Source organism: Paenibacillus sp. 01T431 (assembly GCF_056398625.1).
Window position 1 is genome coordinate 53,999 of record NZ_JBFTPT010000022.1, and the last position, 13,775, is coordinate 67,773.

The window sequence follows — 13,775 nt, forward strand, 5'->3', positions numbered from 1 at the left end:
GAGAGGGTTCATTCATGAAGATCAGGAAGAAGTCTATTTCAATTGTAGTGGTATGCTGTATGGCATTTCAGCTTTTGTATGCGGGGCTGCCTATGCTTGGCGATCAAGCGGTTGCGAGTGCGAATATAATGGTCAATTTGATTACTAATGGCGGTTTTGAGGAAGGCAGCTTAATTCCGGATAAAGGGTGGCAGGATGGAGGAAGACCAGCGGGCTGGGGTGTATGGCGCGCAATGGAAGGCAATCAGAATGTATCTGTTACGGAGGCTGTTTATCACACGGGAGCACGATCAGTGCAAGTAAAGCACGATAAGCTTGCTAGAACAGACATCGTTCCAGATCCGCTCGTTCCGATTACACCAGGGCAGACCTATAAGCTGCAGGCTTGGATGAAGACGGATCAAGTGCTGCCGGAAAATGTGAGTAAAGGCGTATATATTCGTACGCAGTATTGCGGTGCTGATGGGAAAAAGATTGAAGACGGTCCTTATCTTCCTTATGTAAGAGGGACAACGGATTGGACCTCTTATGAACTGCTGCTGCAGGTTCCAGATAAGCCGCAAATTGCTAGCTTTAAGGTTGAAATATTTTTTGAGACGGGTACAGGGACTTTATGGATTGACGATGTAACGCTCACTCCATTCAAAGATATTACGTCCATCGCGCTAAGTCCACAAAACGTGAACATGGATAAGGAGCAAAAAGTCCAGCTGGTTCCTACTGTGGCACCTGCGAATGCACCGATGGATGACCTGATTTGGAGCTCCTCCAATTCGCTAGTAGCAACGGTTAAAAACGGTGAAGTAACGGCTCATGATTACGGTACGGCGGTGATTACGGCTGCGACGAGCGATCGTAGAGTATCCGCACAAAGCTTTGTTACGGTAGAATCGGAAGCACAGAAAAAAGCGTATGAAACGCTTCGCAAAAAATGGGCGGCAAAGCTGGTTGGCGGAGAAGGGATTGATATGAATGATCCTGAGCTTGCTGCAAATGTTGAAGCCTTAGTAAACCGAATGACGAATAAAGAAGGTACCGGAAGATGGGACAAGCTGAATAAAGCTGTTGATGCGGATGCATTATGGGAAGACGTCATCAGCAAAACTCAAAATGATTCGTGGCGCATTTCCTGGGCGTACGGCATTATTCGAGATCTCTCGTTGGCTTATTCAATGAAAGGCTCCTCTCTTTTTCAAAATGAAGACTTAAAAAACGATATTATTCAGGCGATGGAATGGATGCTGAAGTATCAATACAATTCCAGCAAGAAGATTACAGGAAACTGGTGGGATTGGGAGATCGGAACACCGCAGGAAATTATGAATATCCTATCGCTCATGTATGATGCAATGCCGCCAGATTTGATTGCGAAATATATTGAAGCGATTGATAAGTTCGTGCCCGACCCAAAAAAACGTGTAGCGAACTCAGCGACGATTGAGACAGGAGCAAACCTGCTTGATAAAGCACTCGTTGTGACGCTGCGTGGGATTGTAGGTCAACATGCCGCTAAAGTCATGCAGGGACGCGATTCGATTGCGGATGAGTTCTTGTATGTGAAGAAGGGGGATGGGCTTTATGAGGATGGTTCCCTCGTTCAACATACAAGCATAGCGTATACCGGCGGTTATGGTGCGGTATTGCTCGGGCGTATGGCTGATCTATTTTATATTTTTGCAGATTCAGAGTGGGCGATTTCAGACCCGAGTGCAAGCAATGTTTATAACTGGGTAAAAGATTCTTTTGAACCGCTTTTATATAAAGGTGCGATTCTGGACTCGGTCAAAGGTCGCAGCATTTCTCGTGCTGCCGATTCTGATCATATTACAGGGCGCTCCATTATAATGACGCTTCTGCGACTGGCTCAGTCTGCTCCGCCAGCCATAGCAGAGGAAACTAAAAGTATGGTGAAGGAATGGGTACGTTCTGACACGACATTTGAAAATTATTACGAAGGATTGCCATTATATGAACTTCACTTATTAAAGCAATTAATGCAGGATGACAGCGTTGCTCCTCGTGGCGAGCTTGTGCATACGCAAATGTTCGCAGGTATGGATCGTGCGGTTCAGCTTCGTCCTGACTTCGGGCTTTCTATCAGTATGTTCTCGGATCGCATTGCAGCGTTTGAATATGGCAATGGCGAGAATAAGAAGGGCTGGTACACCGGAATCGGAATGACAAATGTGTACAATAGCGACTTGAAGCAGTTTAGTGATCATTATTGGCCAACGATTGATAGCTATAGGCTGCCAGGAACAACAACGGATCGTTCTTACAGAGAGCCCGCAGAATGGGGCAATTATATGAATGGCAAGGACTGGGTTGGCGGCTCAGTGATCGATGATTACTATGGGGCTGTGGGTATGGAATTCTCGCTTGCAGGCAGTACAGGGAGCTCCTTGCAAGGAAAAAAATCATGGTTCTTGTTTGATGATGAAATGGTTGCAATAGGCTCTGATATTGTTAACAACACAGCGAGCATGACTGAAACGATCGTTGAGAACCGTCAGCTGACCGAAGCGGGTACCAATAAGCTTATTGTGAACGGTCATGAAATGCCAACAAGCTTAGGCTGGCAGGAGCAAATGACGGATGTAAAATGGGCTCATATGGAGGGCAATGCGGTCGGTTCTGATATTGGATACGTATTCCCTTCGGGAGAAAAAGTGACAGGCAAACGTGAAGCGCGCGAGGGAGCATGGAGCGAAATTAATAAGGGTGGCCCAGTGGATATAGTGAAGCGCAATTATTTAAGCCTTGCCATTGAGCATGGCATATTGCCGACAGCTGGCACTTATGAATATGTGCTTCTCCCGGGCAAGACGCCGGAGCAAACGGCGGCATATGAAGCGAATCCCGACATTCAAGTACTGGCTAAAACGGAGAAGGTTCATGCTGTAAAAGAAACGAAGCAGCAGGTTACAGGTTTGAATTTCTGGGAGGCGTCTGCTTTCCAGTATGTAAAGACCGATAAACCTATTTCCATGATGATGAAGGAAAAAGGCAGTGAGCTTACCCTTGCAATTGCTGAACCTACACAGAAGCAAGGCATGGTAACGGTTGACCTCGGTAAAATAGGATTGCAGATCATTGCACAAGATCCGAGCATTCAGGTCGTGCAAACTTTCCCGTATACTCGCTTGGCAATCCATACGCAAGGATCAGCAGGAAAAGTCCATACGATTACGTTGAAGGTTGATCCGAGCCAAACGATCGATATGGAAGCCATGCAGCCGGAAGAAGGTAAAATTTTTAAAATTCCGGTGATGGAGGATACCTTCGTTCGTAGTGGAGCAAATCATGCCAATGTGAATAATGGCTCCAAAGATTATGTTGAAGTGCGTGAATATGGCGAGGGATATACACAACGATCCTTCATGAAGTTTGACCTCAGCAGCATCTCTGGTGATATGGAGTCTGTAAAGCTGAAGGTCTACGGAAAAATAAATGATGGCGATGCCAAATACGATTCTAATTTGATCGGTGTTCACCGCGTTGAGGACGATTCTTGGAAAGAGACCGAGATGGTGTGGGGCAATCAACCAGCCTATGGTGATGCCATCTCCACAATTGCTTTCCAAAAAGTTGATAAATGGCGTGAATACGAGCTGGTAGATACCGTAAAAGCGGAGCTGCTGCGTGATCAGCTTTTAAGTTTAGCATTGATCGAGCAGCCAGGCGTGAAAGGCTTGAATACACAGATCAAGAGTAAAGAAAACGCTGTGTTTGCGCCATATTTGGAAGTGAAGATGAAGGCATCTGAGGGTGCAAAGGTGACGGAGATTACCGTTACACCTCCAGAAGCAAAGCTAAAGCAGGGTAAGCAAGTGAAGCTTGAAGCGGCTGTGAAACCAGACCATGCAAAAAACAAACAAATCGTTTGGACTATGAGCGATGAGCATCGTGCCTTAGCAACGCTGCAAGTTAATAATGGACAAGCCGTTGTTACAGGCGTGCTGCCCGGCAAGGTGGAGATTTTTGCAGCTTCTGTCGATGGAGGGTATCAAGCGACGGCGACTATTGTAATTGAGGCGGCGGAAGTAAAACCAGATCCGGAGCCAACGCCAAAGCCTGATCCGACACCAACACCAACACCGACTCCTGATCCAACGCCGAGCCCGGCACCTGGAGGTTCAGGTTCAAATGAGATAACGATAAAAGAACGGGTTCAAGGCATGCTTGGCGGCGAATTAAAAATGGTCAGTACAGACGAGCAATTGGCGGCTGGGCAGATTTTAATTTCAATACCGGATGGAGCCCAAAGCGTTCAGCTCTCATCCGCTGCCATTTTGAAGCTGCTGGAGTGGAACCGCGAAGCTATGCTAATTTTGAGCGGGCCCAATATGTTTATTACTCTTCCACTAAAGCAGATGGATAATGTTGAAGTGACCAATGGCTTGCGAATCGGAATGGAGCCTATTGCTGAAGACACAGTAACAACGATTACAGACCATGCCAAAAAGTTAGGTGCTTCACTCGTTCATATCGCTGACCAAGTTGTAGTGGAGGCGGACTCCTTGCAGCGAATGTACGGCAGCTTGATTAATGCTGGAAAGCTAGAAATGAAATGGACGATAGAAACGAAAGCAATTCCGGCTCATTTGGCGGGGCTGCGTTATGACGAGGAGCGCAAAGCGCTTGTTCCAGTTCCAATGAAGCTAAAAGCGGTTGGGAGCAGTGTAGAAGCAACCTTTGACGGCCTGCCAGGTCAAACCTACCTGTTGGTTGAAGCAAACAAGACATTTGCGGATCTTGGGAAGCACTGGGTCAAGGATGATGCACAATACTTGGCATCTAAGTTTATTATGCAAGGAAGAAATGCAGATACCTTCGCACCTCAGGCGGAAATTACTCGCGCAGAGATGGCTGCTATAATCTCTCGAATGTTGGATCTTGGTGTGAAAGGTTCAAATCTAACGTACACCGATGCAAGCGACATGCAGGGCAGTTGGTACGAGAATGATATTATTCGAGTGCATGAGGCTGGACTGATGAACGGTTATGCAGACGGCTCGTTTAAGCCAGAGCAAACCATTACGCGCCAAGAATTGGCGGTGCTGATTGCTCGCGTCATGAGTAAGATTCAACCAGACTGGATGACCGGGGCAGATACTGCTCAACTTCATATTTTTACGGATTCCCAAAAAATTGCGCCATGGAGCGTAAAGGAAATAGCAACAGCGGTAAATAATAGACTGCTGCAAGGGGACAATCAGCAAAGATTTAACCCTGCGGCTTTAGCGACTCGTGCGGAAGCAGCCGCTATCGTGAAGAGAATGCTGGATCAGATAAATCGGTAGCTGAGAGGATGGAAGGACATGTGGAAATCGGCAATTGAAGATGCAATGGAGAAGACGAAAAAGAACATCCAGCGTTTTGGGGTTCGCTTCCCGCATGTCAGTGTCAATAACAAGTATGAACTCAATGACAATGAAGATTGGACAAACGGATTTTGGAGTGGAATGCTGTGGTTATGCTACGAATATTCCGGAGATGAAGCTTACCGAGATGCTGCTCGGCTCACGGTAAAGAGCTTCAAGCATCGTATGGAAGAGCATATTGTGCTAGATCATCATGATATCGGTTTCTTATACACCTTATCCTCGCAAGCACAGTGGATTTTGGAGCGGGATGAGGAGGCAAGAGAGCTGACATTACAGGCGGCAGACGTGCTTTTGCGCCGCTTTAGAGAAAAAGGGCAATACATTCAAGCTTGGGGACTGGCTGGAGACGAGAAGCATGGCGGGCGCATGATTATTGATTGCCTCTTGAATCTTCCATTGTTATTTTGGGCTTATCAACAAACGGGTGATGAGCGTTATTATAAGGTTGCCGTTAAGCAGGCAGATCAAAGCCGCCGCTACCTTGTACGAGGTGACGACAGCTCCTATCATACCTTCGTTTTTAATGAAGAAACCGGTGAGGCGCTAGGCGGCGCAACCCATCAAGGGTACACGAATGGATCGACATGGGCCCGCGGCCAAGCATGGGGTATTTATGGCTTTGCACTTGCCTATCGCTACACCGGAAATAAGGCGTATTTGGATACAGCGAAACGGATGGCAGCCTATTTCCTCTCAAAGCTGCCAGAGGATGATGTAGCTTACTGGGACTTTGATGTTCAGGTCGAGGAAGGGACGTACCGAGACAGCTCTGCTTCTGCGATTACAGCCGCGGGCTTGCTGGAATTAATGAGTCATCTGGACGATAACGATCCAGATCGCGCTGAATTTGAACGGAAGCTGAATTTGTCGATGACCTCACTTGTTCGTCATTACTCCACGATGGGAGAAGAGGCAGAAGGGTTATTAAAGCATGGCTCTTATTATGTAAGAGGCAATACAGCGCCGGATGATTTTATGATCTGGGGAGACTACTTTTACCTTGAGGCACTTATGCGGATGGAAAAAGGAATAAAAGGTTACTGGTACGAGTAAATGGAGTAAGAGAGCAGGCTCTTACTTGTTATTTTTATTTGCTATGAATTTAGACCCGCTGTCTCATTTATCTCCAATACGCGAGATCGGCACCGTCTTTGGTACGCTGCTCGGGATTTTAGTCCTGAAAGAGCAGCAGGGGAAAATGCGGATTGTGATGTCGATCGCAATTACCACAGGAATTATAATAATAGGCACGCTTGGATAGTTACAGAATTATAGGATATGGAAGGTGAATAACCATGAATAAAGGACAAATTGCCGTTAAGCTGGAGCAGAATAACAGCTATTTTCCGATTGCGGTTGAAGAAGAGTACGACTGGCTTGCGATTCGCTTTACGTATGAGAAGGAAAACTCGTGGGGAAGATTGCATTTATTCGATGCAGAGAACAATATCCGTTTCTGCTTCCTAGATGGTGGAAACGAGCGGCTGATCGTCGTTCATAAGCAGGTAGAATTTACGAGTCCCATAGCGATGCCGGGTCCCATCGTTCAAGGCATGTGGACGCTTGAGGTTTCAAATGAAGAGAGCAGAATGTTCGAAGCAGAATGGGAGTTTGGACATGGCGCTCTGCCGGCGGAATATGAATCGACTCAGCTGCAGGGCGGGCGTGAATATTGGAGCACTGGCAATTTGGATGCTGGCGTCACGATGGACAACTACGACTGGGCGAAGGTGTGGAAGACGGGGAGCCGCTATTACAAAGGTGATTTCCACACACATACAATATTGTCCGATGGTAAAATGACACAGCTTATGAATCGTGAGCAAGCGGTGAGGCAGGGTCTGGATTTCTTTGTAGCGACGGATCACAATGTACTGTCTACATCATGGGCGAAAGGAGAGGCACTTGTTATTCCCGGCGTAGAAGTCACAGCTGGTGACGGGCACTGGAATGCACTTGGTCTAAGGAAATGGATCGATTGGAGAGCGACTGCACAAGACGGTGGCTTGACGACGCAGCAGGGAATGGACCGATTAATGAAGGAAGCGGCGGAGCTCGGAGCGGTCTGCTCCATCAATCATCCGATGCTGGCACCTTGGGCATGGCTATATGGGGAGACGCAGCTAAAGGGATTACACTCCATGGAAATATGGAATGATCCGACCTTTTCTCCAAACACTGTCGCTACCGAGAAGGCATTGCAGCTTTGGACGGCAAGCTGGAATGAAGGTTATCGTATTACGGGAATTGGCGGTTCTGACTCACATATGCTGCCTACAGATAAATATGAAGATAGCCCTATTCCTTCTTTAATTGGCGACCCATCCACCTATGTATGGTGTGATGATTTGAGTGCAGACAACATATTAGAAGGCGTGAAAAATGGGCATGTTTATGTGTCGCGCGGACCCGTGCTTGAAGCGTCGATTCAAGTCAGCGGCCACGATTACCGATTCGGCTGTGATTTGTCTGATGCGTTTAGTTTGGGGAAAAGCATTGCTGCATCCCATGAAGTGAACTGCACATTAAGTGTAGCGAGTGATGTGAACGCTCGAGTAACCTTAATTCACAACGGTATTGCTAAATCAGTGAAGGAAGTTTCTGCGGCGGCTGCGGGAGAAGCGCCAGCGGCGCTGGAATGGATTATACCTTGGGAAGAAGGCGCGTATAACTGGTATCGCTTTGATATTCGCGATGAAGCGGGAATGCTGCTCGCCTTTACGAACCCGTTCTATTACGGTTCTAAGACGCCGCAGATTACAACTTACAATGAGCTCTTGGCAAGCGCTAATCTGACACAAGAGGGTTAGGGCAGTTTTAGTCATTATGTGTCTATTATAGGGCTGAATTTCTGCAGTATATCGAAGAAGGGCCAATGGTCCTTCTTTTTGCGTTTCATTTTCTACTTTCTAACATTTGTTGTAGTTAGTTTGTGATAACCTGCACCAAATGAGGTTAAGCCATTAGTTACAATAAGGGAATTAAGTAACGAAAGATGATGAAAAACCTAAAAAGCAATTAAGTGCTTAAATTTATCAAAGCAATTCGGACATTTCCTCGCCGTTGACCATATAAATTGAGCAAGGTAAAATATCCGCATTGTATGGATATAATGGCGTTGGCTGATTATGAATGTATTTATGTCTTCATTTCGCTTTTCAAAGACATGAAGTTAGCAAATTTCAGTATTTAAAATCAAGATTTACCAAGCCTATTTTGAAATGAGATGAACTGATTGGAGGATTTTGTATGTTCTTGTTGAAAATTAAAGTTAGGAAGCGAAAAAACTAGGATTTGTAGAAATTGACCAAGATAAAATTATAATAAAGTCTTCCTATGGCAGAACTAGTTTTCGCCAACTTTGTTTATTAAGCACTGGTGGTTCTAGTCTACCATTGTATGGGCTACGTATTTGCGTCAATTGTTTTTACTTCTTCAATCTGTATTTCATTACTTTATTTTCGGTTTGGTTTCATCATTGCGATGGTAGTAAGTCGAAACGATTAAATTAGAGAGCACATACTCTAAATAATGTGCTAATTAAAATAAACGTAATGATACCTGCACGATGAGAGAAGGGGCATTGATCGTAGCCGATAATAGTGAACTTAAGCTTGGTACTAATGCTAAGGAATTACCTTAACTAAATAAGAAATATTTCAAGGTATAGATCTAAGTGAGACCTTAAACGATATATTCAAGAGGGATTATGGTAACAAAACAAATATAACTAAACCACTAGCGATATAGAGAATACAGATTACTTCCTTTATGCTAGTTCGAATAAGAAATTTTCTAAAAAATTAACCATTATACCGAACCCCAAGGTATATAAGAAAACTGAAATGAATTTAGAGGAGATCACGGATTGCATTAGATTCCGTAGGGAATATCATTACAAACCTCAAGGAGGGTAAAAGTATGAAGGGGATTTATGACCCGCAAAAAATACCTCAGCACTTCTTCTACTTTGCATGGAAAAAGGTGCAGAGCTTCTATCACGCAGAGCATGGGTTTTATGATCCGGTTGAATTGATGGAATTTGAACTAAACTTAGATCAAAAACTGCAAGAAATAAGAATGAATTTTAAAGATTTGACATATGTTCCTTCTCGGACATACACATATTTATTGCCAAAGTCTCCCAAGGATGGAATACCGCGGTTTAGGCCTATAGTTCAGTTTTCAGTAACTGATCAAGTCGCTTGGACAGTGGTCACGCTGGTTCTTAGCGAGTGGTTTGATACTAATGAAATGATAGGTGAACTTATACCTGTTGAGAACTTAGAACAAAGGGGTCAATATAATTGGATGTTACCTTGGAGTTTTAATAACCGTATTAAACGAGTTTTTCAAAAGAATGAGTTTGATGAAAACTATGATCGTCTCTATGTGGATTACAATAACAAATCGTTATATGAAAGCTTTCAATGGGGGCTTAGGAACTTACGTGAAACGCGTAAAGCACAAATAGAATCCATTTTAATTAAACATGATGAATATTTTATTGGTGAAGCAGATATCAAAGAGTTCTACCCTAATTTGAAAAAAAAGTTCATTAAAGAAGCGATATATAGTCGATTTAAATGTTTGTCCGCAGGGGGTTTAAGTGATTGCTTCTCGAAGTGGGAAGCTATATTGGAGCAAATGTTTGAATTTGAAATAGACTATACTTCTATTTTAGTTGAACTTCAAAGTTTCAATAGCAATAGTTTTAACTTGTTGGTTGAAGGTCTCAAAGTTAACGATACTTCAATATCATCCATAAACAAATATCTAAATCAGACATTACCGATTGGATTAATATCTTCGGGTTTTCTTGCTAACTGTGCGTTAACCCATTATTTTGATAGCAAAATACAAGAATACATTCAGATTCGTTCTGAGGGAAATATTCAAATTTACTTTACTCGTTATACTGATGATATGATGATTGTTTCTTCCCATGGAGAAGAAATCTTGAAGTTTATTGACAAGATTCGTGAATTATTGGAGGAGATAGGATTAGGGCTTGCGGAGGAAAAGGTAAAGCCTAAACGAAATACACCAAAACGGGATGAATTGGACAAGATTATGAAGAAGCTTTCATCACTATCAACTCCAGATGGGGAGTTAGAGGATTTTAGTGAATTTTTAAAGAAAATGAACCATGAGTTAGATGAGGATGAGAAGCTAAAACCCATGTTAAAAGAGGATCGTATCCCTGGCTCTACATCTGTCATCGAAATGCTTTCGCAAATAGGTGATAATAATCTATGGGCTATGAATCATGAGGAATTAGAGGATTATATTAGAGAGTTACTTAGACTAATTGACACTCGATTTGATGAAACTGAGATTAAGGACGAAACGAAGGTGTCTTTCTCTGCATGGAGAATTCGTACTAGTATTGCTGAATATGGTGCTAGAGGGAAAAATATAGAAGTGTTCAATGCTAAAGACAAAATACTGAAAGCGATAGATACTTATCCCTACAAACCATCATTGATTGATTACTATATCATGCATCTCTTTGATATATCTTCATCTGAAGCTATAAGCAAACATCTAGCTACTTTTCTCAATAAATTCAGGACCAAGGCTAGTTACAAGGAAATTGGAAATGTAGCTGGTAATGGTTATGGATCATACCTGAGATCAAGGGTATTAGTAGCTATCTCGGAAAACTGGAATTTGCTCCCTTATTCATTACGCAAGTCTGCGCAGGGAGTGATATTTCGAAGTGTTATGAACTGGTACAAGCATCATCCAGAATGGCATGAAAAGGCAGCGCTATACTTTTTATTTTCTAAAATTGATTTACAACGTGACCCAGGTGCTATGCTTGGAGAGCAACTTCAGAGTGAGACTAATGAAATTCTAAAGAATGCTTTCGCGCTATTTAAGATGAATCAGAAAGAAGAAAGTTATTTCTATGAAGACTTCGATATCAATAAAGATTTTAATCCAGCTAGATTAAAGGTTTTACTCACTAACATGAAGAAACGTAGAGTGAAAGATGATCAAGATAAAAATTTGATACGGGATGAAGAGAAGGACTTTATTCATTGGGTGTGGGATTTATTTAAAAAACATACGGAGCGCGAACGAAACAATGCGGGCCACTCTAATTCCACTTTGAAATTCTCGATATATTTGGCTAAACATCACATTGAATCAATACCTAGTCATCTATATATATACTGGATGATGATGCCGGATAATCTTTTATCTGAAGCTCTGAACGAGTCTTTAGATATGTACGAGGTACTCGACTCGCTGGTTTCTGAATGGGTCGGATACAGCCCCGTGAAGTCGAAATTAAAACATGTCATTGCTTTTACAGACGCGCTTAAATCTTTAGAAAACAATAATATTAATAATAAATGTTATTGTTACGTTAGAGGTCGAATGACAAATATTGGTCGCATTAAGCAGGCGCTATTTATGGAGACAAATGGATTGAAGCTTCTTCCAGAAAAATGGCAGACTGATATATTGTATAATGATAATCAACCTTCAACATCATTAGATTCAGTTCCGATTCCTTTACTGGATTGGTTAACAGTTGTAGCTTCTGGAAAAGGGAAAGAGGATTATAGAGGGATAGTTAATTCATTATCAGAGCTGGAAATTATTCATCTTATGGTAGTGATAATTAAGGAGGCTAATAAATGTGCTCCGGATTTATTTACCATTAGAAAAATTAATATTTCGATTGGGAGTTGGTCTACTTGGAGAGAGCAACTACGGCAAACCGCTAAACTTGAAGTTAAACGAGAAGAAGGCCAATTTCCTAAGATTAGCATCCGAGATGATCAGTTAGATCCGTATTCACAAAAAATGAAGAAGATCATGCATTATGTTAAGAAACAGTGGCCGAACCCTTCTGATAGTAATGATTATATTTACTGTCTTGTGTTCTCAATCTTATTTATGAGTATTTCATTGAGCAGTAAAAGTAAAGAATATTACAATTTATCTAGCATCTTCAAGTGGCATAGTCTGCAGCAAATAATCAATGAAACCAATGGACCTTCTTCCACAATATCTTCATTGTTAGTTAGTACATTGAATATTCTTACTCAAATCTATAAATTACAATATGAAGATTTAGGAAATGTAAAGCTACCTTATAAGGCGATGTCAACAGATGATGTCATTTCTTTAGAGGTTTATGAAAAAAGGATTAAGGAACAGCTTCGATTGAGCAATGAAAATGTTGTAAAGTGGAGTCAAGGGTTGCTCGAAGTAATACATGTAAATATGGATATAATTTCAAAGGATGGGTCAAATGGAAATAGATAATTATAGAACGTCAATTAAGGTTACTATTGGTCAATTTGATCATCCAGATGAATTTGAAAGCTGGTATAACAGGAAAAATAGATTCCGTTGCAACAATCCTGAGAAGCACTTGGATTTCTTTTTTAAGACCATTAAAACGGCGCAAAATGATCAAGCTGATTTCGTCTTATTTCCCGAGTTATTCTTGCCGAGAGAGTATTTAGATCGTTACGTCAAGGCGGTATGCTCAGAAAACCGGTTCATTATAATTGGTGGATTGGAATACGGACCGTTGAGTGTTGAGGGAGGCAGAAAGGATGTTCCTGTTTCTAATGAAGCATTTATTGCATTTCCTCCTGTAATGGGATATGGTTCGGAGCAAATTGATAACCGCCAAAGGGAAGCAACGATTATGTTGGTTCCCAAAATAATGCCTGCAGAATTGGAAGAGTCGACACTAACGGCAGAAAACTATTCTTTTCGTAATGGGAATAGAGTGTATTTATTCGAAAGTGAAATTTACGGGAATTGGGCTGTACTTATTTGCGCAGACTTTCTAAACTTACCGATCCACGCTTTGCTTCAGTCAAAAATCCAAACTCTATATGTTGTTGCATACAATACAGATGTAAACGGGTATGCATCAATAGCGGATAGCCTGCAACGCCTGTTAATGTGTAACGTAATCATATGTAATACGGGATACTACGGAAGTTCATTATGTTACTCACCATTTCGGGATCATTATAAGCGGGAAGTGATGAGAGTATCTGGGAATCGAATTGGTGTAGCAATTACCGTTCAGATGCCAATTAGGAAGCTTATAATGGCGCAGCTTGGATTAAGTGAGAATAAGATTATAGTTTCAAAGCAAGAGTTCATAAAACGCCCTCCGGACTTCGGGAGGACGAGGTTTATATAATAAATAAGAATTATGGATAATAATTTCTTGTAGTAAGATCTATAATCAAATGTGAGTAGATAAAGTGTCATTTAATAATATGTAAAACTAGTTCTCATTAATAAAAAATTTTCTCACTGAAAATGTAGCTATATAGCTTTCAAACAGGGAATCTATTACTCTTTCAACCTCCTATTGACTACATAAAATGTGACGCTGAG

General features: G+C 42.3%; 5 protein-coding genes and 1 pseudogene. All 6 read left to right on the forward strand.

Translation table 11 applies throughout. The features are described 5' to 3' along the window. Positions 1-14 precede the first annotated feature (14 nt). The 6 genes and pseudogenes from AC1DM9_RS29565 to AC1DM9_RS29590 all read left to right on the forward strand — a co-directional run bounded on the left by AC1DM9_RS29565 (position 15) and on the right by AC1DM9_RS29590 (position 13,575). Positions 15-5,303 (forward strand): polysaccharide lyase family 8 super-sandwich domain-containing protein, encoded by a 5,289-nt coding sequence (locus AC1DM9_RS29565; protein WP_477583672.1) that lies wholly within the window; start codon positions 15-17, stop codon positions 5,301-5,303. Positions 5,304-5,321: 18 nt separating this feature from the next. Beyond that, entirely contained in the window at positions 5,322-6,440 is a 1,119-nt protein-coding gene (locus tag AC1DM9_RS29570) for a glycoside hydrolase family 88 protein (RefSeq protein WP_441881165.1), read from the forward strand. Positions 6,441-6,456: 16 nt separating this feature from the next. Next, positions 6,457-6,648: pseudogene (locus tag AC1DM9_RS29575) on the forward strand (DMT family transporter); the annotation flags it as partial. 34 nt (positions 6,649-6,682) lie between these two features. Next, positions 6,683-8,197, forward strand: a complete 1,515-nt coding sequence (locus AC1DM9_RS29580; RefSeq protein ID WP_477583675.1) for a CehA/McbA family metallohydrolase — start codon at positions 6,683-6,685, stop codon at positions 8,195-8,197. A gap of 1,111 nt (positions 8,198-9,308) precedes the next feature. Beyond that, positions 9,309-12,674 (forward strand): RNA-directed DNA polymerase, encoded by a 3,366-nt coding sequence (locus AC1DM9_RS29585; protein WP_477583677.1) that lies wholly within the window; start codon positions 9,309-9,311, stop codon positions 12,672-12,674. Next, a complete protein-coding gene (locus AC1DM9_RS29590) occupies positions 12,661-13,575 on the forward strand; it encodes a hypothetical protein (RefSeq protein ID WP_477583679.1) in 915 nt (304 codons plus the stop codon). The genes AC1DM9_RS29585 and AC1DM9_RS29590 overlap by 14 nt, the downstream gene beginning before the upstream one ends. The last annotated feature ends 200 nt before the right edge of the window (positions 13,576-13,775 follow it).